At 61.1% G+C, this 23,303-nt stretch carries 20 protein-coding genes; 6 read left to right on the plus strand and 14 right to left on the minus strand.

Features of this window, described 5'->3' with window-relative positions; genetic code table 11:
* Positions 1-137 precede the first annotated feature (137 nt).
* The 8 genes from GE253_RS04075 to GE253_RS04110 form a co-directional block, all read right to left on the minus strand.
* The gene (locus GE253_RS04075; RefSeq protein WP_173012483.1) at positions 138-2,147 is read right to left on the minus strand and encodes a methyl-accepting chemotaxis protein; all 2,010 of its coding nucleotides are present in this window, start codon (positions 2,145-2,147) and stop codon (positions 138-140) included.
* A gap of 268 nt (positions 2,148-2,415) precedes the next feature.
* Positions 2,416-3,123: a response regulator transcription factor gene (locus GE253_RS04080; protein ID WP_153202872.1), complete on the minus strand. Its 708-nt coding sequence runs from the start codon at positions 3,121-3,123 to the stop codon at positions 2,416-2,418.
* Positions 3,116-4,573 carry a HAMP domain-containing sensor histidine kinase gene (locus GE253_RS04085; protein ID WP_153202873.1) on the minus strand — a complete coding sequence of 486 codons (1,458 nt, stop codon included), beginning with the start codon at positions 4,571-4,573 and terminating at the stop codon, positions 3,116-3,118. The genes GE253_RS04080 and GE253_RS04085 overlap by 8 nt, the downstream gene beginning before the upstream one ends.
* 476 nt (positions 4,574-5,049) lie before the next feature.
* Positions 5,050-5,850 carry a hypothetical protein gene (locus GE253_RS04090; protein WP_153202874.1) on the minus strand — a complete coding sequence of 267 codons (801 nt, stop codon included), beginning with the start codon at positions 5,848-5,850 and terminating at the stop codon, positions 5,050-5,052.
* Between the two features lie 22 nt (positions 5,851-5,872).
* Positions 5,873-6,817 (minus strand): response regulator, encoded by a 945-nt coding sequence (locus tag GE253_RS04095; protein WP_153202875.1) that lies wholly within the window; start codon positions 6,815-6,817, stop codon positions 5,873-5,875.
* Entirely contained in the window at positions 6,814-8,355 is a 1,542-nt protein-coding gene (locus tag GE253_RS04100; protein WP_153202876.1) for a hypothetical protein, read from the minus strand. The genes GE253_RS04095 and GE253_RS04100 overlap by 4 nt, the downstream gene beginning before the upstream one ends.
* 5 nt (positions 8,356-8,360) lie before the next feature.
* Positions 8,361-10,235, minus strand: a complete 1,875-nt coding sequence (locus tag GE253_RS04105; RefSeq protein ID WP_153202877.1) for a glycosyltransferase — start codon at positions 10,233-10,235, stop codon at positions 8,361-8,363.
* Positions 10,236-10,253: 18 nt separating this feature from the next.
* Positions 10,254-12,272, minus strand: coding sequence for a hypothetical protein (locus tag GE253_RS04110; RefSeq protein WP_153202878.1), 2,019 nt, complete (start codon positions 12,270-12,272; stop codon positions 10,254-10,256).
* A 60-nt stretch (positions 12,273-12,332) separates the two neighbouring features.
* Between GE253_RS04110 and GE253_RS04115 the strand changes: the two genes are divergently transcribed.
* Positions 12,333-13,346 carry a glycosidase-like protein gene (locus tag GE253_RS04115; protein WP_153202879.1) on the plus strand — a complete coding sequence of 338 codons (1,014 nt, stop codon included), beginning with the start codon at positions 12,333-12,335 and terminating at the stop codon, positions 13,344-13,346.
* An 11-nt stretch (positions 13,347-13,357) separates the two neighbouring features.
* Here GE253_RS04115 and GE253_RS04120 read toward each other — a convergent pair whose 3' ends face one another.
* Together GE253_RS04120 and GE253_RS04125 are read right to left on the minus strand one after the other, a co-directional pair.
* Positions 13,358-14,800 carry a mannose-1-phosphate guanylyltransferase/mannose-6-phosphate isomerase gene (locus GE253_RS04120; protein WP_348770773.1) on the minus strand — a complete coding sequence of 481 codons (1,443 nt, stop codon included), beginning with the start codon at positions 14,798-14,800 and terminating at the stop codon, positions 13,358-13,360.
* Between the two features lie 380 nt (positions 14,801-15,180).
* Positions 15,181-15,414 carry a hypothetical protein gene (locus GE253_RS04125; protein ID WP_153202881.1) on the minus strand — a complete coding sequence of 78 codons (234 nt, stop codon included), beginning with the start codon at positions 15,412-15,414 and terminating at the stop codon, positions 15,181-15,183.
* Positions 15,415-15,733: 319 nt separating this feature from the next.
* On the opposite strand from GE253_RS04125, the gene GE253_RS04130 reads away from it, so the two are divergent.
* Positions 15,734-16,342 carry a DedA family protein gene (locus GE253_RS04130; RefSeq protein ID WP_153202882.1) on the plus strand — a complete coding sequence of 203 codons (609 nt, stop codon included), beginning with the start codon at positions 15,734-15,736 and terminating at the stop codon, positions 16,340-16,342.
* A gap of 51 nt (positions 16,343-16,393) precedes the next feature.
* Here the strand turns inward: GE253_RS04130 and GE253_RS26450 are convergent, their stop codons facing one another.
* Together GE253_RS26450 and GE253_RS04135 are read right to left on the minus strand one after the other, a co-directional pair.
* Complete coding sequence (locus GE253_RS26450) at positions 16,394-16,525, minus strand: hypothetical protein (protein ID WP_282183185.1); 132 nt, start codon at positions 16,523-16,525, stop codon at positions 16,394-16,396.
* Positions 16,526-16,747: 222 nt separating this feature from the next.
* A complete protein-coding gene (locus GE253_RS04135; protein ID WP_153202883.1) occupies positions 16,748-17,209 on the minus strand; it encodes a MaoC family dehydratase in 462 nt (153 codons plus the stop codon).
* A 271-nt stretch (positions 17,210-17,480) separates the two neighbouring features.
* Between GE253_RS04135 and bfr the strand changes: the two genes are divergently transcribed.
* Positions 17,481-17,957, plus strand: coding sequence for a bacterioferritin (gene bfr, locus GE253_RS04140; protein ID WP_153202884.1), 477 nt, complete (start codon positions 17,481-17,483; stop codon positions 17,955-17,957).
* Positions 17,958-18,034: 77 nt separating this feature from the next.
* Here bfr and GE253_RS04145 read toward each other — a convergent pair whose 3' ends face one another.
* Positions 18,035-18,448, minus strand: a complete 414-nt coding sequence (locus GE253_RS04145; protein WP_173012484.1) for a hemerythrin domain-containing protein — start codon at positions 18,446-18,448, stop codon at positions 18,035-18,037.
* A 105-nt stretch (positions 18,449-18,553) separates the two neighbouring features.
* Complete coding sequence (locus GE253_RS04150; protein ID WP_153202886.1) at positions 18,554-19,552, minus strand: NAD-dependent epimerase; 999 nt, start codon at positions 19,550-19,552, stop codon at positions 18,554-18,556.
* Between the two features lie 187 nt (positions 19,553-19,739).
* On the opposite strand from GE253_RS04150, the gene galE reads away from it, so the two are divergent.
* The 3 genes from galE (at position 19,740) to GE253_RS04165 (ending at position 23,295) form a co-directional block, all read left to right on the plus strand.
* Positions 19,740-20,735 (plus strand): UDP-glucose 4-epimerase GalE, encoded by a 996-nt coding sequence (gene galE, locus GE253_RS04155; protein ID WP_153202887.1) that lies wholly within the window; start codon positions 19,740-19,742, stop codon positions 20,733-20,735.
* A 127-nt stretch (positions 20,736-20,862) separates the two neighbouring features.
* Positions 20,863-22,029 carry a UDP-galactopyranose mutase gene (gene glf, locus GE253_RS04160; protein ID WP_153202888.1) on the plus strand — a complete coding sequence of 389 codons (1,167 nt, stop codon included), beginning with the start codon at positions 20,863-20,865 and terminating at the stop codon, positions 22,027-22,029.
* 33 nt (positions 22,030-22,062) lie between these two features.
* Positions 22,063-23,295, plus strand: a complete 1,233-nt coding sequence (locus tag GE253_RS04165) for a glycosyltransferase family 4 protein (RefSeq protein ID WP_153202889.1) — start codon at positions 22,063-22,065, stop codon at positions 23,293-23,295.
* The last annotated feature ends 8 nt before the right edge of the window (positions 23,296-23,303 follow it).

Below are 23,303 nucleotides of genomic sequence, written 5' to 3' on the forward strand. Positions count from 1 at the left end.
AGCAGCTCCCGCAGCGAGCACGCCACAAACAGCTCAGGCTGACGACGATCCTTTTGACCCAACATGGCGATGCCTCCCGTGACATCGCCATCGAATCAAAATATCAGGACTTCTTCAACAGGCCCGGGAGATTGGTATTACGCGGCTTTGACATCCGCCAGGAAGGTGCTGACCACATCCGTCAGCTGGTTGGATTGCTGCTGTACATTGGATGCCACGCCCAGCACCTGGATGGCCGCCGTCCCCGTCTCCCCCGCCGCGGAGCGGACGCAGACGATGGTAGAAGACACATCATGGGTACCAAGGGCCGCCTGCTGCACATTGCGGGCAATCTCCTGCGTGGCGGCCCCCTGCTCCTCAATCGCAGCGGCGATGGCGGCCGAGATTTCATTCACCTTGGCAATGGTGCCGGTAATGGACTGGATGGCCACCACGGCCTGCTGCGTGGCATCCTGCACCTGCTGCACCTGCCCGCTGATCTCCTCCGTCGCCTTGGCAGTCTGGTTGGCCAGGCTTTTCACCTCACTGGCCACCACGGCAAAGCCTTTGCCAGCCTCCCCGGCACGCGCCGCCTCAATCGTGGCATTCAGGGCCAGCAGGTTGGTCTGGCCGGCAATATCCTGGATCAGTTGCACCACGGTGCCGATCCGGCCGGCCGCTTCCGACAGGGTGGCAACGGTTTCGTTGGTATGTTCCGCCTTTTCATAGGCTTCGCGGGTGACCTGAGCGCTTTCGGCTACGCGTCGGGTGATTTCCTCCAGCGAGGCGGAAAGTTCCTCCGTCGCCGATGCCACCGCCTGCACGTTTGCGGATGCCTGCTCCGCCGCGCCGGCCACCGTAACAGACTGGTTGCTGGTCTGCTCCGACAAGGCCGACATGGATTGGGCAGAGGCGCGCATTTGCGTGCTGGCAGCCCCCAACTGTCCGACCAGGGACTGGACCTGGCTGTCAAAGCCACGCATCAGCGCCTCCAGTCGCTGGGCGCGCTTCTCCCGCGCTTCCCGCTGGGCGACCTGTTCCGCCTCCAGGCGCTGGCGTTCCAGACCATTGGTCTTGAAGACCTCCACAGCGCGCGCCATATCCCCCATCTCGTCACGATAATGGGTGAAGGGCACGTCGACCGTCAGGTCAGCATTGGCCAGCCGCCCCATGGTGCCGGTCAAGGCCGACACCGGGCTGGTAATGGAACGGGCTACAATCCAGGAAACCGCGGCCCCCAGCAGCACCGCCACAATCCCCAGCATAATACTGGTGTTGCGGGACATCTCAATCCCGCCCACGACTTGCGGCCCCAACTGATTCTGGCTCGCCGTTTGCGAGCTGCGCATCCGCCCGGTCAGTTCGATGAAACGGTCGCCGCTCGGCACCAGCCGGTCCTGCGTCAGCCGGGTCTGCAACAGCAGCAATTCATTATTCCGCTTTGCCCCGGCCATATAGGCGTCGATGCCGGCGACAATGTCGGTAACCACAGCGCGGCGCGCTGGGATCTGCACCAGTTCGCCGAAATTTTTTTTGGATACCGCCAGAGTTGCCAGACGTTCATCCAAGGTGGCGGCTGTCTTGTCATCCCGTCGGTTCAGCAGACGCTGCATATCCAGCCGCACCAGCAGATAATCCTGCATCAGCTGGGCGGAACGGCCACCCGTGCGCGAGTCATTCTCGGCGGCAGCCGCGTCAATCAAGGCGTCCAGTTTCATCCGGGTTTCCGGGCCGATCTTGTCCAGCACATCGGTCGTCAGATGGTCCATCTCCTGGTCCAACTTGGTGATCTGCACGAAGAGGGCTTCATAATCAGCAAGAATCCCCTCCACCTCACCCAGCATCTTGCGGCGCTCCGGGTTGGTCACCGACTGCTCGGCCTGCGTAAGCAGTTGTTCCAATTCACGCAGCAACTTGCCGGCGCGGGTACTGTGCTGTTCCTCCCCAGCCAGCAGGAAGTCCTTGACCGCCATGCGAACATCAGCTGCCTTGGCGTCAACCTCCCCCAAATGGTTGGAATTGCGGGCGATCCGCCGATATTCGGTGAAATTGCTGCTGATGCCGGACAAGGACCAGATGGATAGCGTTACCATAGCCAGCAGAATGACCAGAAGCAGTGCCTGCCCACCGACAATGCGCTGCGAAACCTTAAAACGATCAAGTTTCATGAAATTTCCCCGCCCTATTTGCCACACTGGGGCCGTTGCGCCACGATTAGCGGACATAGAGGGCCAGTACAACCCCTGCATGGGTATAAAAATAGACCATTACATGTAGGGGTATACTGACCAGAAGGTTAGGGTGTACTTAAGGATAGTTTAACTTGTTCATACAAATGTGCTTTTGTTGATGAACAATTGAATATCAGATAAATTATACCGCCTAAAATTTCGGCGCGATTTTCTTTAATATCGCCCCCACCCATTCCCTGTCTTATCAGGCCGCAACCGGTCGGAATACATATCCCACCCCATAGACAACGCTGATCGGCAGCTCCATCCCACAGAATTGCGCAACCTTGCGGCGCAGACGACTGATCAACCCGTCAAGATTACGTTCGTTATAGCGCATGGAAGGACGGGCCAGGGCAGCGATCAGATCCTGCCGGGGAATGGCGCTGCCGCGCGCTTTCATCAACTTGGCAATACAGGCAAATTCCGTCGCCGTCAGTTGTACCTGGGCGCCATGGGGGCTGGTCAGGCACCAGCTGGTGTCCTCCAGCCGCCAATCCGTGGTAGGGCGGGTAAGGGTGGGCTTGGGTGCCCCCGACACCGTCTCTGACAGGCGGCGCAGCAGGCTGCGCACATTGGCCTCCACCTCCCGCAGGCTGACATGTTTGACAAGATAGATATCGGCACCGCTGGCCAGCCCTTCCACCTTGTCTTCCACCGTCCCCAGCCCGGTCAGCATAATAATGCCGCAGGAAAGACCGTACCGGTCACGGATTTCTCGCGCCAGATCAAAGCCATGGCAATCCGGCAGCCCCACATCCAGGATGACCAGATCAAAGGTCCGCTGCGCCAGCAGGGAACGGGCCGCCGCCCCATTGGCGGCCCCGCAGGCGCCATATTGTTTCAGGCAGAGATAGTCGATCAGGTCATTGCGCGGACCGTCGGCATCTTCGACCACCAGGATCTCAGGCATGGGCTAGCTCCCGTTCCGGTTGGGGGGCCGTCCGCACCGGCGGGTGCGGCGGCAGACGCAGGGTGACCAAGGTGCCGCAATTGTCCGGACCGGGATCGTGGCGCATCTCGCCCCCCATCTCGGTCAAAAAGCGGCGAACGATGAAAAGCCCCAATCCCGTTCCGACCTGCCGGTTGGTGTTGGAGGCACGATAGAAGCGCTGGCCGATGGAAGCCCGTTCCAGCGGCGGGATGCCGATGCCGCGATCCGTGATGGTCAGCAGCAGACCATTACCGTCGCGGGCCAGGGTGACCTGCACAGGGCTGTCAGAGGAGGAATATTTCAGGGCATTTTCCAGCAGATTGCGCAATATGGCGCTGAGCAAGGCCGGATCGACCATCAGAGGCAAGCAGGCCGCGGCGCCGGACAGCTGAACCCGGGTGGCTGCCCCCATATGGGCCAGCCCCTGCAGCACATTAGCCAGCAGGCCCGACACGTCCAGCATCTCCGGCCGGGGACGGACATGACCCGCCCGTTCCTCATCCATCACCCGTTCAACCAGGCCCCCCACCCGGCGCACCCCGTCACGAATATCTGCCAGCCGGCGTTGACCGGTGGCCGGGAGTTCCTGGCAGGTGAGCTGCAGCATCTCCGTCGCCCGGTCGATCCCAGCCAAAGGGGTGCGTATCTCATGGGCAACAATGTGCAGCAACTGGCGATGCTCGGCGTGCAGCTGTCGTTCTGCCGCCAGGGTGGCTGCCAGTTGCTGTTCCAGATGACGCCTATGCTCAACCTCCTGCGCCAGTTCGACATTGCGTTGTCGCAGACTGGATTGCAGCCGAGCGCCCAGCATTGTCAGAAAGCAGATAAACCAGAGATGGTGAGCAATGGCTGACTCGACCACCGTCCAGGGAAAGAACATGCGCGGGTCGATCACACCGTCGAGCCGCAGACTGACACGGTATACCGACCAGCCGATATGGATGGCCAAATGGATCAGGACGGCTGGCAACAACGTGTAGCGTAACCAGCCGCAATCCCCCTTCAAGCGCCAGAGGACCGGCACCGCCGTACCAAAGGAAATCACCCCCAATGTACTTGCACCGATGGAGCGCAGCGATCCGTCGGCCGGATTGATCAGCAAGGCCAACGGCCAGTAAATCATCGTGAAAATCACACTGAACGGCAATAACCAGCGCTTCGGTGTAACGCCCAGAAACACCATCACCCCATTCACACACAAGGGCACCGACGCGGCTATCAGCACAGCGGGAGGGAACCCTGTCATACCCGCCCGCAAACCGGGGGCAGGATTATAGAAAATCCCAACAACAGCCGCCAAAGCCCCAACGATAAAGCCTCCGGCGATCAGGGGTACCCCGGCCAAATGTCGATAGGTTGCCCAGATCGCTGCCGATACGGCAGCGTTCAGCATGGTCATGATGAACAGCAGGATCAGCAGGGTGTTCATGGCATATAAGATTATGACATTTCTAGTGGATGATTTGATATATATAACACCTATTTATATATTGAAGAATATGATTTGCAATTTTCTCTGAATTTTACCCTACTCGCCACATAACTCTCAGACAAAAACAAGATATTAATACGTTTAAAGGGTGACTATTAATATATATAATAAAAAATAATCAGAATTAATGAAATAAAAATTCACGATCATCTAAGAAAATATGCAACCATATGGGGATTTATCCGTAAATTCGGAAAAATATCTATTCTGATAGGCGAGATAAAAAATGCCCTGCCTGGCCTTTACGCCATTATTTTCTTATCCCAATCCCTATCCAGAAAAATATACCATCGCCAAACGGAGAGTATGGTCGCAATCGGAGCTGATTAACGACGGATACCAGGGGTATGGCGCGCATGGCTCATGGCGTGAATGCCGCCGCCAAGCACAACACGGATCGCTTGATCCTTTGATCAGACTCTCATCCATAGGGCCGCCATGACCCCACGTTCGTTCCCATCATTATGACCGGCAATGGCCTGGTTGACACCGATCTGCAACGACACATCCTCCGTTAACTCATAAACGGCGGAAACCTGCAGCTTGTGGCGACGGAATTCACCATAGCCGGGACCGGAATCACCGGTACTGACGGTATTGAAGGATTGCAGCAGCACCTGCAGATCTGTATCGGCGCGCACGCCCAGGGTCAGGTCCAGACTGACCTCATTGGCGGGTGGGCCGGTGCGCTCCCGCCACGCCACCTGCCCGTCAAAGAAGGCCGGCAAGCCTGCCACTGACAGGTTGGTACCGTACATTGCTCGCATTTCCAGATCGAGATGACCGGACCCCAGCGCTGGGTTTCGATCCGGATTATAGAAAAAGGGCAGACGCGCCATTGGCTGCAGGGAAATGACGCTCTCAGCGTCCCGCCATACAGCGAATGTCCCACCAATCTCCGTATCGGTCACACCAACTGTGTGATCGGTCACGCCGCCGCTGCGGTCGGCCGACAGGCGCTGCAAGCTGGGCTTGACGAACAGGCTGCTATCCTGCCCCACCCCCCAACTGGCAAGTGCAGAAAATTCCCATTTGTTAAATTCCAGGCTGCGGTCGTTGTTGCGGCCATCAAACCCGGTATCAGAGGTGGAGGTGGCCAGGCTGGTGATGAGTTGGCCAGTTCCTTCTGCCTGGGGCCAGGCACCCGCCAGCCCCTGTTGCGGGAACAGGATGATGCCCAGGAGCAGCACCGACAGAAGGATAAGACGCTTCATCACACCAGTCACCCACATATCCTCACTTCTTTCCTGCCGGCGGAACATCGTCCGCCACAGCGCGGTTCCCGCCATCCAGCTTGGCCTGCTCCCGCGCCGCCTCGGCGCGCGCCTCCAGCCCTTCTCCACGGGCGCAGCCGATGCTGAGCGTGATGCAGGGCCAACTGGAGGAACGCGGATGCGGAATCGTGGCATCATAGACGGTGCGGCAAAGCAGATCGGCCAGCAGCAACGCCTCCTTGGCGGTCGGCCGGCGGGCCAGCAGGAAGAATGCCCCGTCGGGAAGCACCAGCATCTGGTCCCCCACCCGCCCGGGTACCGCGCCCAGCAGTGTCAATACCTGACGCTTGACCAGAGTCGCCTCCAGCTCCCCTGCCGCCACGGACAAATTGGTCCAGCCATCAATTTCCCCGCTGAACAGCCAGAGATCGGCGGCCAGTCGCCCGGAGAGCAGGGCCGGCAAGGCGGATAGGTCGGGCAAACCCGTGCCGGGATCAATCCCGGTCAGCCTTGGCTTGTCGCGGCGCAGGGCGGCATTGGCTTCCGCCAGCGCCGCTTCTCGCTCCCGACGGCGTTCCGATTCCAGGGCCAGCCGCAGCGCCCCGCGCACGCGGGTCAGCAGTTGCACCTGGGTCACCGGCTTGGTGACATAATCAATGGCACCGGCCATGAAAGCGTTGACCAGGCACGCCTCATCTTCCCGGCCGGAAACGACGATGACGGGAATTTCGGCCAGGCGCGGGTTGGATTTAATCAGGCAGATCGCCTCAATCCCGTCCTGACCCGGCAGTTCCACATCCATCAGGATGGCGCTGACCAAGGGAGGGGGACCATTACGGCGCTCCACATCCAGAATGCGGTAGGCTTCTTCGGCCGACGCTGCCTCCAGTACCGACAGGTTGCCGGCGCGCAGCATATGGCCCAGCAGCATCCGCACCTCGGGCACATCGTCGATGATCAAAATCATGGCCCCTGCCCCCCCCTGCTTTCGCCGTTTCTGACGGCTTTTGATTGATCCGGCATCCGCCACAGACGCCACGCCCCACGGCTGGCGACCAGGGTGCCACCAACCGGCCCGTCACGCCACAGCGTGGAAAAGGCTTGGCTGATCCGGTCGCGTTCCCCCCGCGGGCTACCCGGATCCTGTAGCGCCACATATTCGGTGGAAATATGTCCGACAACCATGTCCGCTTTAAGCCGGTCGGTGCTGGTCAGCACCAACCCATCCGCCTCACCCCGCCCCGGTACCAGCATACCGGAAGCATCCGCGTCGAGCGCAATATCCCCAGTATTGCGCAACAGACGGCCAAAGGCGGCATCATCCAGCGTCTGCATCTGCGCCACATTCTGCCCTGCCATAGCCTGACGCCAGTTGTCGGCAACCGGTGCCGGTTCATAGCCCTGAACCAGCCATCCGCCAGCCAGGCTGACAAGTGCCAGCAGCAGCGCCAACGACACTGGCAGCCGGGCCGGCCCCGCCGCCACCAGCGCCACCACGCCAAGCGGCAGCAGATAGACCAGCAGGCGCGATGGATGATCCAGATAGCGGGTCAGGGAGCCGATGGCGATAGCGGCCAGCACCGCCAGCGCCAACATCAGCAGGGTGAAACGGGCTTGCCGGTCCATCACCCGCCCCAGCGCCACCGGGAGCAGCGGCAAGCTAAGCAGCGCCATCACAGCGCCAGCCAGCAGTGAACCCGGCACCGTATGCCCCCACCCCAGCAGCCATGGATGCGCCCCGATATTGGCCGCCGCTCCCCGGATCACCGCATCCACCCCAGCTGCGAAAGCAAAGGCAGAGCCGCCGAAAATCCAGTTGATATAGAGATAGCCTGCCAGCGTGAAACAGCCGGGAAACAGCAGCACCAACAGCACACCGAGCGGCGACCGGGAGACCATGCCCGAAGGGGCCAGCACCACCATGAATGGCAGCAGTGCCAACATCATGTAGACCCCTGAAGCGGCGGAAAACATCATCAGCGCCAGCGCCACCCCCACCATGGCCATGGCATTGACATCTCCGCTATGGCGCATCCGGATGGCCGCCGGCACCAGCAGACTGAAGGCCAGCACGCCCAGGATGCCGCCACTGCCCGAGGCAACCACCTGCTGCAGCGGCGGTTGCGCCAGCAGCGCCAGCGCGATCAGCCCCGCGGGAAGCCGGCCATAACCCGCCCCTTGCAGCAACCCGGCCCATAAGGCCGCAGCGGTCGCCCCCGCCAGCACATTCACCAGCAAAGGCAAAGGCACGCCCGCCGTTCCCGGCAACAGGCCGACCAGAAGATCGGCCGACAGGGCCAGCGGCGGGAAGCTGACGGCGAACAGCTCCCGAAAGGCACTGGCATCGGCGGCGGCAACCAGAGCGGTGCGCCAGCGGTCGATACCAATGTCGGCCATATACCCTTGATCCAGAACCCGCATCGTCAACAGGCCACACAGCAGCAGCCCGGCCACGAACCAGATGAGATAGAAGAAGAGCGGCGAGGTGACTGGGTTGCGTACCATGGCCGTCACTGATTCATGCTGGCCATCGCCTTGGCCACCTCCTGCTTGGTCACAGCGGAGAGGCCGTGGTGGGTCTTTTCCCAGTAGAAGGGATTGCGCACCAGCTGCCACAGCGCCTTATAGGCCGCCACCGACATCAGCGCCCAATAGCCGGCCACCGTCAGCCCCCAGGGCGCCAGATTCATCCAACCGCGCTTCACCGGGGCGATGATCGACAAATAGGTGAACAAGCCATTGCCGGCCAGCAGGTTGAACAGCGACAGATACAGCAGCGCCGTCGGGAACAGCTGATCCAGGAAGGAACCGCCAATCAGCAGCCAGAACAGGTAGAAGCCCCAGAAGATCGGGTTAAGAATGCCCGACAGCATGGTGCCGCCGACGAAGAACTGGAAACCCCAGAATCCCCCCGCCCCCACCGAGCGGTAAAGATGCCAGGGATGGCGCATATGCACCAGATAGGTCTGCATATAGCCCTTGATCCAGCGGGAGCGCTGCCGAATCCAGTTGGGAATGGAGACGTTGGCTTCCTCAAACGTGGTGGAGTTGCAGACCGCCACCCGATAGCCCTTCTGCGTCAGCCGCACGCCCAGATCGGCATCCTCCGTTACATTGAACGGATCCCAGGAATGGAGCTTGCGCAGCACATCCATACGGAAATGGTTGGAGGTACCGCCCAGTGGAATGGGAATACGCAGCCGTTCCAGCCCCGGTAGCATGTAATCAAACCAGAGAGAGTAATCGAGCGTGAACATCCGGGTCAGCCAATTCTCCTCCGCATTGAAGTAATTCAGGCGGCACTGGATGCAGGCGACCTGCGGTCCGGCCTTTTCAAAGGCGATGACCACCTTCTTCAGCTGATCCGGCTCCGGCTGATCTTCGGCATCGAAGATCACCAGATATTCACCCCGGGCGAAGTTGAGGGCATAATTGCAGGCCTTGGGCTTGGTCTGCGGCTTGGACGCCGGCACACGGATAATCTCGAAGGAGCCTTCCAGACCCAGGGCCTTGGCCGCATCAATGGTTTCACGGTCGCCCGCTTCCAGCACCAGCTTGATATCCAGCTTGGCCATCGGATAATCCAGCCGCCGCAGGGCGGCGGCCAGGATGGGCAACACCTCCGGTTCCTTGTACATCGGCACCAGCACGGTGAAGACCGGCAGATCATCATCCTTCAGCGCCTTCACCTCCGCATCCGTCACCTTGCGGTCCACGACGCGGGCATTGGCGCCGAAGGCCACCAGCACCGCCTTCAGCACGAAATTGCCCAGATAAAAGACCGCCATCACCAGATTGAAGGCGATCAGCGTGCCCACGGGTGCGAAGGCAAAACCGGCCAGCAGTACGGTGAGGCAGAGATACAAAAACAGCCCCTGCTGCGGCGTCACCACCTGTTTGGCCGAGCTTTCAGGGTCCATATCGGACAGCCCGAACACAGCCTTGTGGCTATATTCCTGGTCGAAGGTGCGTTGCAGGGTCCAGAGAATGTCGAATTTGGAGGTGACCACCATCCAGACGTCCGGCCCAAAATGCCGGCGCGCGAACAACAGCGCCTGCGGCCCAGGATCGGCGGTGGCGACAATCACCTGCCCGCCCTGCCGCCGCCAGGGCAGCAGCAGCAGGCGGGCATAATCATCCATATGCTCCGCCCGCGCCAGGGTCGGGTCGGGTCGCGCCTCCATCAGATCCATAAAGGCCAACCCGAACCGGTCTGCCAGGGTACGATAGAAATCGCGCGGCTTCACCATGCCCTGGGAGATGACGATATCACCGAAGCGCACATTCCATTTCCGCTGCAACTCCAGCGCGCGCTCCAGTTGATCAAGCCGAAGCAGGCCATTGGCGATCAACAATTCGCCGATGGGGGGAGAGAGGCTGTTCATGGTACCATGCGCCTCCGGTCAGACTTTGGGCTTGGAACGGCTGCGGTACCAGCGGGCGGCTACACCGGCCAAGGCGGCGGTCAGCGCCACCCAGACCCCGGCCACCAGCAGGATGCGGAAACGATCCACCCAATCAGCCCAGGCTGAAGCCTCGCCCACTTCCACCCGCACAGCACGTTCACGCAGCGTATCCAGGCTCATCAACAAGCCGGTGGCATCGGCGAAAGCGACATTACCCCTGTCCAGCGCCAGGGCGGCTGGTACCGGGATCGGCCCGCTGCCACCTGATTGCAGGATAAGACCCGGCTGGTCCCCGACCGTCGCCAGTTGGGCAACCAGCAGGCCGGGCGTGCCTGAGACATCCAGCAGCAATCGCTTCTGCCGGTCCACCACCTTCACGGAACCTTCCTCCATCGCCACCGGAAGCGAGATGCCGGCCGGCAGCTTGGCGCCCGGCAGCAGCAGGAAAGGCCGGGTCGGCACCTTGCCATCATCCAGAACCACCTGCAGCCCCTGGCTGTTGTGCGACAGGCCGCTCAGCGCCTTCGCGGCCAGGGCCAGGGAGGCGGCGGGATCGGCCAGGGCCGCTGGGGGCACGACAACCGTCACCCCATCGGCAAAGGCAGAGCCCAGAGCGAAGAAATCAGCCGGCTCACTCTTGTCGGCCACCAGTTCCACCGCGCTGCCCGGCAGCAACTGCGCCGGGGAGGCCAACGGCGCGTCCTTGCAGTTCCCGGCAGCCGGCTGGCGCTGCAACACCACGCGGACAGCATTGCTGCGGCCCAGCAGCCCGTCGGGCAGAGGCACCTTCAGGGTGCGGGCCTGCGCGCCCCCCTCCAACGTGACCGAGCGCAGCAGCAGGTCATTGACGAAAATATGGGCCAGCTGCGGCTGGCTGGTCATAGCGGCACCGGGCGCCAGCTCGATGCGCAGGGCTGCCGGCCGCATGTCCTTGGGCACCATGGCATAGTCCAGCCGCAGCTGCCACTCGCCGCGATCCACCACTTCCTGCACGCCCTGTCCCAAGCCCAACCGGGCAAAGGCGATGGCGTCGGAATCAGTCTGCATGACGGGTCGGCTGGCACGCGGCGTGACTGCCGGCCCACCCGCAAGCGCCTGCCAGTCAGAAGACAGGTAAAGGGCTGTCTGCGCATTGGCCCCATCGGTCAGCGCCACAAGGGGGAAACGACCATTACGCAACAGTCGGGCCGTGCCCTGCCCGTCCCCCTTCAAAGCCGCCAGTTCGGCGGCGGGCGCGATGACGATCTCCGCCAGGGCCTGCTCCGGCTCCACCGGCACAGTCGCCGGCAGGCGCAGGAAGCTGACCTTGTGGCCCTGACGGCCAAGCTCAGCCGCCAGCACCAGGGCTGCTTCATAATGGTCCCGGCTCAGCGGTGCCGCCGACAGGGCGATGCGGACATGGCGTGGCAACACCGCCATGGCGGTGCGCAGGCTGGTGATGGCTGCCGGATCGTAGCTGTAAAGCAGGGCTGTTTCCGGCGCCAGGGTAACATAGCCGCCGGGCAAGCGTTGATCGGCGCAACGATCATCGGTCCAGGCCGCCCCATAACGGAACCCAACCCGGACATAATCCTGTGTCTGATCCCCGCGCGCCACCTCCAGTGCCACCGGCACGACCGCAGTACCCAGCACACCGCTCCAACGCGGTCGGTTGTCGATGGCGATCTGGGCTGACGCGCGGATCGGGTCAGGAATGGCGCTGTCCAGCACCCCGCTCAGCCGCAGGCTGCTGACCGGCACACCGGCCGGCACGGGGAAGAACAGGTCGCGCTGCCCGGAAAAGCCATTGAAGCTCAACCCGTCGGCAAAGCCCAGTTCCGCCAGCGTCACCTCCCGTTCGAGCAGGCGGGGCTGCTTTGTCGACAGAGTGGAAGCCGCCACCGGGGCGGCAGGAGGCGCTTCAGGCTTGGACTTGGCAGCCGTTGCCGCTGGCTTTCTGGCCGGCGCCGCATTGCCAGCCAGCGGGAAAGCCATGGCGACAGTAGTCAGAAGGACAGTCTGCAACATGGTCTTCATGGAAGAGTTCCTGTAAAGGGCGGAGACGGTCTGCATGATCGGACAAAAGGAGAAGGGTTGATGATGTTCCGGCGGCATTTCCTGGCCATGCCCCTGCTGGCGCCATTGCTGGGCTGTTCGCCGGCGGGTGCCGCCCGGCAGCACGGACCCTGGCGCGGCGCCAATCTGACGCGCACGCCGGAAGCCCCGCTGGGCAGCGACGCCTGTGGCCGGTCGCTGGCGGCATTGAAGGCGTTGGGAGCTGACGCCGTGGCCCTGGTCTGTTTTTTCTGGCAGGCCACGCCGAAAAGTGCGGACATCACGTTGGGCAGTGACATCCCGATGGAGGAGCTGCGCGCCGGCATTCGCCAGGCGCGCAAGCTGGGACTGAAAGTACTGCTGAAGCCGCATGTCTGGGTGCCGCAGACCTGGGCCGGCGCCGTCGATCCCACTGGCGACGGCGCCTGGGAGCGTTGGTTTGCCGGCTATGGCACCGGGCTGGAGACATTGGCGCAACTGGCCGCAGCCGAAGGGGCGGAGGGTTTTGCCATCGGAACCGAACTGCGCGGCACCACCCACCGGCCAGAATGGCGGGAGATGATCGCCCGAGTCCGCCAGACCTATCAGGGACTGCTGACCTATGTCGCCCATTGGGATGGGGAGGTGACACGCGTTCCCTTCTGGGATCTGCTGGATGTGGCCGCCGTCAGCCTTTACTCCCCCTTGGGAGAAAATATGGCGGACATTAGTACCGCCGTGACCGGTAGCGCTGATGAATTGGTCAAATGGCGTGACCGGATCGGTAAACCACTCTGGATTGCCGAACTTGGCCTGCGTTCCGCCAACGGCGCCCAGGCCAAGCCCTGGGAGAGTGCGGAGGAGCGGGAAACCCAGCCGAATGAGCTGGTGCAAGCCGAGGTGCTGGCGCAATGGCTGGCAGCATTGGACCAGCGCGGCTTCCAGGACGTGCTGATCTGGCGTTGGTTCAGCACCCCCGATATCGGGGGGCCTAAAGACACCGATTTCACCATCCAGGGCAAACGTGCGGCCACGGTTCTGCATGACTGGCTCAGCAGCTCCAACAAGACGCGATAGGGGGAAGCCGGTCAGTCACGGCCATAATCATCCTCCAGCCGGACAATATCATCCTCACCCAGGTAAGAACCGGAGGCGACCTCGATCAGGTTCAGCGGGATGCAGCCGGGATTTTCCAGCCGGTGGACCGACCCCATGGGCAGATAGACGGATTCATTCTCCCGCACCATGAACTGCTCACCATCACGCGTGACCAGTGCGGTGCCATTGACGACGATCCAGTGTTCGGACCGATGGAAATGGCGCTGGAGCGACAGTTTTTCGCCCGGTTTCACCATCAGCCGCTTCACCTGGAAGCGGTGACCAGACTGCAGGGGCTGGAAATAGCCCCAGGGCCGGTACTGGCGCGGCCGGCTTTCCGCTTCCGCGCGGCCCGCCTTCTTCAGTCGCTGCACCACCGTTTTGACATTCTGCACTTCCGATCTGTCTGCCACCAGTATGGCATCAGAAGTAGCCACCACCACCAGATCGCGGGCGCCCAGCACAGCTGTCAGCACACCATCGGTACGGACATAACAGCCTTCGGACCGCTCGACCACCACATCACCGATGGCGGCATTGCCATGATCATCGCGTTCAACAATGTCGTACAGCGCGGCCCAGGAACCAATATCGTTCCAGCCAATGGAACAGGGCATCACCCCGGCCAGACCGGTACAGGCAAAGACGGCATCATCAATAGAAATAGAACGCGCGGCCCCGAACGGCTCTGCCGCCAGCCGCACAAAATCACTCTCTGTGCGGCGCCCGGCCACGGCCGCCCGGACATGGGCCACCAGCTCCGGCTCGAACCGCTCCATCTCCGCCACCAGTTGGGATGGCTTGAACAGGAACATGCCACTATTCCAGACATGCCGCCCCCCCGCCAGCATGGCCTCGGCCACCCCGCGTGCCGGCTTTTCAACAAATTCGGCAATGTGGAAGGCACCGGGCAATCCCCCCAGCGGTTCTCCTTGCGCGATCCATCCGAACCCCGTTTCGGCCCGTTCCGGCCGGATGCCGAACGTCATCAGCAGGCCGTCGGCAGCGGCCGGCATAGCCGCCCGCACCGCCTCTGCCCAGGCATCGCCATCGGCAATGACATGGTCAGCCGGCAGAACCAGCATCAACCGCTCAGGGTCGGTTTCCATCAACAGCAAGGCCGCCGCGCAGATGGCAGGTCCGGTATTGCGGGCCGCCGGTTCGAGCAACAGGCTCCGGGGTTCCACGCCCTGTTCAAGCAGCTGTTCGGCGACAACAAAACGATGCCCCTCGCTGGCCACCAATATCGGAGGGGCGAAACCGGCCGTCTGGCAACGCGCAACCGTTTCCTGCAACAAGGAACGGTCGGACATCAGGCGCAGAAATTGTTTGGGGTAGTTCTCCCGCGAGAGCGGCCACAGCCGGGTGCCTGACCCACCGGACAAGATCACTGGCACCAGCCGCCCGCCCCAGCCTTCCGAAAACTCCTTCACCAAACCACCCCTATCGAGACGAGGAAAAAATGTCTGAATACAACCTAATGTATTACCCCACACCCACTATCTGACATCAAACACGGTTCAGGTCCATGGATACAATGGCGGAAACCTATACCGGGGGATAGGGGTAGCTATGCCAATATTATCAATAAGTTAACGGAATAATAATGAGTACTGGCTCGTCAACGTCTCCAACAACAGAGAAACAAGATTTTTCGTCTTTATCCCAAGGAGATAGAGGAACATGGGCGCGACTAAGAAATGTTGCTCCCCGAAGCGTTTTTCACCGTATCTACAGTCAACAGATTGTAAACAAAAACGCCGCTCCCAAAAGGAGCGGCGTTTTCAAAAGCGGAACCAGCCAAATAATAGGGTCAGGCGGCGTCCTGACTATGGCCCAGGCGGCGGAATCGGGTGGCATCCAGCACCACCTCCAATGCCAGCGACAGCCGGTCACTCGACCGGCCCTCCACCAGAAACTCGACATGAACCGGGCGCGTAGCATGTTGATGGACCGCATGAACCAGAAGACGCCGACGCGGCACCTTCAGTTCCTCCAGCCATTCGCCCGGTTTCGGGGGGTCGGCGACCCGCCTGGACAATACCATCGCACTCTCCTCACCAAACCGCCCCGATCAAAAGGGGAATATAACCGGCACAAACGGGGGTACCGCCGTGCAACCGGACTTCCCCACTGTTCTAGAGCCCATGATAGCCGAAAATTCTCCTAAAGGAATAGAGCTTCAAAAGGTCAGTGTGATCGTTGGCGACAATGGGGGGCTAATCCCACCCTTTTCCGCCATGGCTTTGACATCATCGGGCCTGAGGCGGCGTTTACCCATGACAGGCAGGCGGGCTTGGGTTACAGCACGGCACGCCTGCGCACCAACGCGTCGGCACACGATAAATCAGGATGGCAGCAGGATCATGTTCGAACAGTTGTTGGGTCTGGTGGAGCAGATGGGATATTGGGGCCTGCTTGCCCTGATGTTCCTGGAAAACCTGTTTCCCCCTATCCCCTCGGAACTGATCATGCCGCTGGGCGGCTTTCTGGCCGCACAGGGCAAGATGGATCCGGTACTGGCCGTGTTGTTCGGCACCACCGGGTCAGTTCTGGGAGCCTTGCCCTGGTACTGGCTGGGACACGCCTTTGGCCGCGACCGCTTGTTCCGCCTGGCCGACCGATTCGGCTTCATCATGACCATGGACCCGCCGGAAGTGCTGCAGGCGTTCAACTGGTTCGACCGTCACGGACGCAAAGCCGTACTCTATGGCCGGCTGATCCCGGCCATCCGCACGCTGATTTCCGTGCCGGCCGGTCTGGCCAGCATGTCGCTGCCGGGTTTCCTGGCCCTGACCACCCTGGGTTCCCTGGTGTGGACCAGCGTACTGACGGCCGCCGGCTACCTGCTGGAAAGCCAGTATGAGCAGGTGCAGGATTATGTCGATCCCGTTTCCAAGATCGTCGTTTTCGCGGTTATCGCTATTTACCTGTGGCGGCTGGGGCGGCGTCTCATCATCCGCCGCCGCAACTAAAGCCGCTCCCCGCGCGGGTACCCCAGCCGGGAGAATGATTAGATACCCCCCCTAGCGCAGGCGGCGGAAGCGATTGACATCCGACAGAGCGAAGATGGACAGGCTGAGCCTGTCCACCACATTGCCGGCAATCGCCAGTTCCACATTGGCCGCCTTGATGCCCGGGCGGGCGTGGATAGCCATAACCTGTAAACGTCGACGCGGGGGTTGCAGCTCCTCAACCCATTCACCTGGGGCGAAATCAGCAAAGTCACGAGCCATGATGGGAGCGCACCGGAAAAGCTTGTTGTTGATCAGCCCGCGGGGCGGACTGTCCCATATTACGCCAGCTTGACGGCTGATTGCACCAATGATTGCAGGACGATTAAAGAAAATCGTCCACACGGATCAATCGTGGTCACCCGATTACACACCAGGCTCCCGGCGACGGATCATCCCGACGGAAATGTTGGTCATCACCACCTCATCCTTCTGGTTCAGCACCTCCGTGCGCTGACGCACGGTGCCCATTTCCGGTCGGGAGCGGGATACACGCACCTCCAGCACCTCCAGCCGGACGCGCAGACGGTCGCCCGGTCGCACCGGGCGCAACCAGCGCAGTTCATCCAGGCCGGGGGAACCCAGCGAGGTTTCCGGACACAGGTAATTATCCACCATCAACCGCATCATGATTGCGCAGGTCTGCCAGCCACTCGCCACCAGCCCGCCAAAATGCGTCTTCCGTCCCGCCGCCTCATCCAGATGAAAAGGTTGGGGATCATAGTCGCGGGCAAAGGCGACAATTTCCTCCGCCGTGATCAGCCGATCACCAAACTCGACCACCAGACCGGGGCTCAAATCCTCAAAATACCGTAACTGTCGCGCCATTCCCGCTTCCTTTCCCTCATTTATTCTCCAACCATCATCGACGTTGGAGCTGCAAACAGAGTAACCCGTGCCGACGATAACGACAATCATCAGCATTATTGAAATATTGATATACAGAAATCGCTAATGAAACCAGTTATCAACTACGCCCCATTCAATTGCAAGACGTTATCACGCGACAAATCGTGCAGCTTGTGCCAGTATTGTCGAGACATGATTGTTCGGCTGCATCAACGGCCATTCAGACCACCCCAAATGAACGAAGGTTCCCATGAAGGGCGATCCCACCGTCATCCGTCACCTCAACACGATCCTCATGAACGAGTTGACGGCCATTAATCAGTATTTCCTGCACGCGCGCATCATCAAAAACTGGGGTTTCCTGCGACTGGCCAAGAAGGTCTATGAGGAATCCATCGGGGAGATGAAGCACGCCGATCAGTTGATCGAACGGATCCTGTTCCTGGAGGGGCTGCCCAACCTGCAGGATCTGCATAAGCTGATGATCGGCGAGGAAGTGCCGGAATGCTTCCGCGGTGACTTGGCGATTGAAACCCGCAACCGCACCGACCTGGTCGAGGCGATGCAGTATTGCGAAGGCATCCGCGATTACCAGTCCAAGGAAATCTTCCGCCGCATCCTGGAAGATACCGAGGAACATATCGACTGGCTGGAAACCCAGCTGGGCTTGATTGACCGGGTCGGCATCCAGAATTATCTGCAAGAGCAGATGGGGGCGGAATCGTAATTCCCCCCTGCCGGCAGTATCCACGGGCGATCCCACTGGGGTCGCCCGTCACTTTTTTATACTGAAACGCAGCCGGATCAGGCTGTCTTGCTGGCGGCCATTTCCTCGTAGCGGGCATAGAGAATTGCTTCCTCCTTATGCAGGCGGGATTGCAGCTGTGCGCTGATCCGGCCGAAATCGATAGCGAAGGCCATGCCCTCGCCCCCATCCTTGTATTTATCGAAGAAGGCGAGGATTGCGGCCCCCATCTGGCGCATCTCCTCAGCAAACTGATCTGCCGTGGCCGCCCGCAACGGGTCGCGCCGGGCCAGACGACGATAGTCAGGATAAAAGACTTCATCCTCCCGCTGGATATGGCGGATGAACCGATCGCGCGCGGCAAGAAGCGTTTGCCGCCCGGCAGCGGTGCCGATTCCCAGGCGACGCACCTCCTCCAGAATATGCTTCAATTCAAGATGATCATGCTTCAGTTCAGGAACGATCCTGGTCATTGGCCTTCTCTTTAATATGCATTCTATATGCATATTAAATCCAAATTGCCGTCTCGCCGATGCGGCAACCGGTCGCATCATCCGGAGAACGGCACCAGGATTGGATCAATCCAGCTTGTAGAAAGCCCGATACCAGGCGATGAAGCGTTCAACCCCCTCGGCCATGCTGGTGCGGGGCACATAGCCCAGGTCCGCCGTGCTGGCGCTGATATCGGCATAGGTTGCGGGCACATCGCCGGGCTGCATCGGCTCCATGATCTTCTCCGCCTTACGCCCCAAGGCCGTCTCAATGGCGGCAATGAAATCCAGCAGCCGCTCCGGACGGTTATTGCCCAGATTGTAAAGGCGATGGGGCACCAGATCGCCGCCCGGCAGCTCCGGTGCCGGACGGGCCGGACGATCCAGCGCGGCAATCACGCCGGCGACGATATCGTCGATATAGGTGAAGTCGCGCCACATCTGCCCATGATTGAAAACGCGGATCGGCCGCCCTGCCGCCACGGCACCGGCAAACAGGAAGGGCGCCATGTCCGGCCGCCCCCACGGACCGTAAACGGTAAAGAAACGTAAACCCGTCGCCGGCAAGCCATATAGATGGCTGTAGGTGCGGGTCATCAGCTCGTCGGCGCGCTTGGTCGCGGCATAGAGCGACACCGGCCTTTCCACCGCATCACCCACGGTAAAAGGCTGCTTCTCGTTGGCCCCATAAACAGATGACGAGCTGGCATAAACGAAATGGCGCAGGCCCGTCAGATGGCGCGCCCCCTCCAGCATCACCACTTGTCCCATCAGGTTGGACTGGACATAGGCATAGGGATTTTCCAGCGAATAGCGAACACCTGCCTGGGCGGCCAGATGCACGATGCCCGTAATGTCCGGGTGGCCGGCGAAGAAATCCTCCATGCCGACACGATCAGCAATATCAAGCCGGTGCAGGCTGAAATCCGGCTGCCCGGTCAGCAATGCCAGCCGCGCCTCCTTCAACCGAACATCATAGTAATCATTGACATTATCCAGACCGACCACCCGATCGCCACGCGCCAGCAGCGCCCGCGCCACATGCGAACCGATAAAACCAGCCACACCTGTGACAAGGATGGTCATGACAAAACCTCACCCGCTCTCTTCACGAACATATGCGTTATAGGCCGGAAGAAAGAAGCAGGTAAGCCTGTCACACAGCCAAATAACGATTTTACAGGCTGCCTTGGAACTGGCTACAAACGGGGCAATGGCCTCCGCCTTCCGTATAGGTGAAGGGGAGGTATCTCTTAACGTGAAGCGGGTTCAGATGGCAGCGGTTGATGCAATCCTGGTAACCGGTGGTGCTGGCTATGTCGGCAGCCATGCGGTGGAGGCCCTGTGCCGCGCCGGCTATGCGGTCACGGTGGTGGATGATCTGAGCCAGGGCCACCGGGCCGCCGTACCGCCGGCGGCGGATCTGGTGGTGGGCGATGCGGGGGATCGCCCGCTGCTTGACCGGCTGATGGCAACCCGTCCCTATCACGCCGTCATGCATTTTGCCGCCCGTTCCCTGGTGGGCGAATCCATGCGCGACCCAGCCCCCTATCTGGCGGGCAATGTCCGCGTGGCCCAGGCGGTGATTGACGCTGCGGTGGCACACAAGGTTGGCAAGCTGGTGCTCTCCTCCACTGCCAATATCTTTGCGTCCAGCGACGGCCGCCCCATCACGGAGGAAAGCCCCATCGATCCGGGCAGCCCCTATGGGGAAGGCAAATATATGGTGGAACGGCTGCTGCACTGGGCGGATCGCTGCCACGGGCTGCGGTCGGCGGCACTGCGCTACTTCAACGCCGCCGGCGCCCATCCCGACGGGCATCTGGGGGAAGACCACCGGCCCGAGACGCACCTGATTCCTATCGTCCTGGAAGTGGCTCTTGGCAAACGGCCGCATCTGGATATTTTCGGCGACGATTATGAGACGCCCGACGGTACTTGCATCCGCGATTATGTCCATGTCTGCGATATCGCCGAAGCCCATATAAAGGTGCTGGACGTGCTGGATGAACGGTCGGCCCGCTATAATGTCGGCACCGGCAGCGGCTACTCGGTCCGCCAAGTCGTGGAGGCGGCGGAAAGGGTGATCGGCCGGCGCATCACGGTGCGCATGGCCCCGCGCCGGCCAGGTGACCCGCCCGTTCTGGTCGCCAATGGCAGCCGGCTGCGACGGGAAACCGGTTGGGCACCGAAGCTGCCCGACCTGGACAGCATGATCGCCACCGCCTGGGAATGGCGACGTCGTCACCCGGACGGCTATGTCGGCTAAGGCGGCAGGGCGTACCCTGCCATGGCGCAAAGCTGGCCAGCCCGCCCTTGCAATCCCCCCGTGACCGACGGTAACAGTAAACCGGCCCCGCGTTCGCCGCGCAGGGTGGAATTTCCGAGGGGTAAAGATGAATTTCGACGGTTTTGACCTGATTGTGGTGGGTAGCGGCTTCTTCGGCGCCACCATCGCCGAACGCGCTGCCCGCGAACTGGGCCTGACCGTTGCCGTGCTGGACAAGCGCACCCATTTCGGCGGCAACTCCTATTCGGAGATCAATACCGAAACCGGGATCGAGGTGCACCCCTATGGCACCCATATCTTCCACACCAATTCGGAAGAGGTGTGGACCTATATCAACCGCTTCACGCAATTCTCCGAATATCGGCACCGGGTGTTAACGGTGCATGGAAACCGGGTGTTCTCCATGCCCATCAATCTGGGCACCATCTGTTCCTTCTTCGGCCGCCATTTCACGCCTGACGAGGCCCGTGCCCTGGTCGCCCAGGAAATGGCCGCAGAGGCCATCGGCGAACCGACCAATCTGGAAGAAAAGGCGGTCAAATCCATCGGCCGTTCCCTTTATAACGCCTTCATCCGTGGCTATACGATGAAGCAGTGGCAGACCGATCCACGCCAGTTGCCCGCCTCCATCATCGGCCGGCTGCCGGTTCGTTTCACCTTTGATGACCGCTATTTCGCCGACCGGTTCGAAGGGATGCCGCTGGGCGGCTATGGCGCGATCTTCCGCACCATGCTGAATCAGCCGAAGATCCAGATGTGTCTGGGGGTGGATTTCTTCGATATCCGTGACCAGATCCCGGCCGGCAAACCCATCATCTATACCGGCGCCATCGACCGTTATTATGATTATCAGTTTGGCGAACTGGGCTGGCGCACGGTCGATCTGGAATGGGAAGTGGCACAGACACCCGATTTCCAGGGCACCTCGGTGATGAACTATGCCGATATGGACGTGCCCTTCACCCGTATCCACGAATTCCGGCATCTGCACCCCGAACGGCCATTCGACGGTGACAAGACGATCATTGCGCGGGAGTTCTCCCGGTTTGCCGGCAAGGGGGATGAGCCCTATTACCCGATCGCCACACCGGCGGACCGTGATCTGTATGAACGATATGTCGCCTTGACCGAGCGTGAGCCGAATGTGATCTTCGGCGGCCGTCTTGGCACTTATCGTTATCTCGACATGCATCAGGCCATTGGCGCGGCCCTGAAATGTTACGATACCCAGGTGGTGCCGCTGGTTACGGCCGGCAAACCGCTGCGGGTCTGACCCGGTTTTCTCGTTTTTCAGGCAAGGCGCCAAATGGCTGCGAATTCGCTGCGTGTGAACATTGTCGTCCCTCCCCTGCATCGGGAGAAGTTCACCGGCGGCATACTCTGTATCCTGGAACATGCCCACCAGCTCCACAAGCGCGGGCACCAGGTGACGATCATCCCCACCCGCCCCTGCGATGCACCGGCCTGGTTCAAGAAGGAATTTGGCACGCTGCTGCACTGGGCGCCGCAATCGACCGGTGGCGCCCTGGGCCGGCTGATCGGCACCGTTGCCGGCTGGCTGCCCCGGCGGGATGAGGCCGGCAAAGCCGATATCCGGCGCGATTTCATGACCCTGTTGCGCAATCTGCCCCAGCTTTGGACACCAGAGATCGAACAGGCCGTGCAGCACCATGAGCTGCGCCACCTGATCCCGCCGGCCGACATTACCATTGCCACCCAGTACAGCACCGCCCTGCCCGTCTATCTGTTCGGTACCGGCAAGCTGGGCTATTTCATGCAACATTATGAGGTCATCTTCGCCAATGACACCCCCGATCCGGCGCTGACCCACAAGGTCGCCGCCATGTCCTATCGGTTGGGGCTGGAGATGATGGCCAATTCCCCCTGGCTCTATGATCAGGTCGACAAGGCGGTCCCCGGTGCTTCCCTGCGCCTGTCACCCAATGCCCTGGACCATAATATCTTCAACGGGGCACCCAAGCCGCTGGCAGGCCCGGATGATCGCAAGGTGACGCTGATCTCCTATGGTGGCCGCCATGTCGCCTGGAAAGGCTTCAAGGAGATGGCAGAGGCAACCGCGATTGTGCGCCGTCGCCTGCCGCAATACCAGATCGACTGGCATGTCTATGGCGGGGCGGCCCTGCCACCGGATAATCCCATCGCGCCTTACAAGGATCTTGGCTTCCTGCAGCCGCTGGCCCTGGCAGAGGCCTATCGTCAGGCTGACATCCTGCTTTCTGCTTCCTGGTATGAAAGCTTCCCGCTGTTCCCGGCAGAGGCCATGGCCTGTGGCCTGGCGACCGTGACCACCCAACCGGGGACGGAGCAATATGCCATCCCCAATCAGACGGCCGAGGTGGTGGAGGCGCAATGCCCGGAATCCGTGGCGGCCGGTCTGGAACGGCTGATCGCCGACCATGCCCACCGTCAGCGCATCGCCCAATCCGGCTGGGAAATGGCCCGCACCCTGACCTGGGAGGCGGCGGGCGATGCCATGGAGGCCAATATCCGGTCGATTGTCGCAGGTCAGGCCCCCTGAGGGGCTGT

The sequence above is a fragment of the Niveispirillum sp. SYP-B3756 genome (assembly GCF_009495745.1).
Classification (GTDB): Bacteria; Pseudomonadota; Alphaproteobacteria; order Azospirillales; family Azospirillaceae; genus Niveispirillum.

Coding starts and splice junctions, on each gene's coding strand:
- GE253_RS04115 (WP_153202879.1), top strand. CDS start 12,333: ATGATGTTCCGGCGGCATTTCCTGGCCATGCCCCTGCTGGCGCCATTG.
- GE253_RS04125 (WP_153202881.1), bottom strand. CDS start 15,414: ATGGTATTGTCCAGGCGGGTCGCCGACCCCCCGAAACCGGGCGAATGG.
- GE253_RS26450 (WP_282183185.1), bottom strand. CDS start 16,525: ATGGCTATCCACGCCCGCCCGGGCATCAAGGCGGCCAATGTGGAACTG.
- galE (WP_153202887.1), top strand. CDS start 19,740: ATGGCAGCGGTTGATGCAATCCTGGTAACCGGTGGTGCTGGCTATGTC.
- GE253_RS04150 (WP_153202886.1), bottom strand. CDS start 19,552: ATGACCATCCTTGTCACAGGTGTGGCTGGTTTTATCGGTTCGCATGTG.
- GE253_RS04080 (WP_153202872.1), bottom strand. CDS start 3,123: ATGCCTGAGATCCTGGTGGTCGAAGATGCCGACGGTCCGCGCAATGAC.
- GE253_RS04100 (WP_153202876.1), bottom strand. CDS start 8,355: ATGGTACGCAACCCAGTCACCTCGCCGCTCTTCTTCTATCTCATCTGG.
- GE253_RS04110 (WP_153202878.1), bottom strand. CDS start 12,272: ATGAAGACCATGTTGCAGACTGTCCTTCTGACTACTGTCGCCATGGCT.
- glf (WP_153202888.1), top strand. CDS start 20,863: ATGAATTTCGACGGTTTTGACCTGATTGTGGTGGGTAGCGGCTTCTTC.
- GE253_RS04095 (WP_153202875.1), bottom strand. CDS start 6,817: ATGATTTTGATCATCGACGATGTGCCCGAGGTGCGGATGCTGCTGGGC.
- GE253_RS04145 (WP_173012484.1), bottom strand. CDS start 18,448: ATGACCAGGATCGTTCCTGAACTGAAGCATGATCATCTTGAATTGAAG.
- bfr (WP_153202884.1), top strand. CDS start 17,481: ATGAAGGGCGATCCCACCGTCATCCGTCACCTCAACACGATCCTCATG.
- GE253_RS04085 (WP_153202873.1), bottom strand. CDS start 4,573: ATGAACACCCTGCTGATCCTGCTGTTCATCATGACCATGCTGAACGCT.
- GE253_RS04075 (WP_173012483.1), bottom strand. CDS start 2,147: ATGAAACTTGATCGTTTTAAGGTTTCGCAGCGCATTGTCGGTGGGCAG.
- GE253_RS04105 (WP_153202877.1), bottom strand. CDS start 10,235: ATGAACAGCCTCTCTCCCCCCATCGGCGAATTGTTGATCGCCAATGGC.
- GE253_RS04130 (WP_153202882.1), top strand. CDS start 15,734: ATGTTCGAACAGTTGTTGGGTCTGGTGGAGCAGATGGGATATTGGGGC.
- GE253_RS04090 (WP_153202874.1), bottom strand. CDS start 5,850: ATGAAGCGTCTTATCCTTCTGTCGGTGCTGCTCCTGGGCATCATCCTG.
- GE253_RS04135 (WP_153202883.1), bottom strand. CDS start 17,209: ATGGCGCGACAGTTACGGTATTTTGAGGATTTGAGCCCCGGTCTGGTG.
- GE253_RS04165 (WP_153202889.1), top strand. CDS start 22,063: ATGGCTGCGAATTCGCTGCGTGTGAACATTGTCGTCCCTCCCCTGCAT.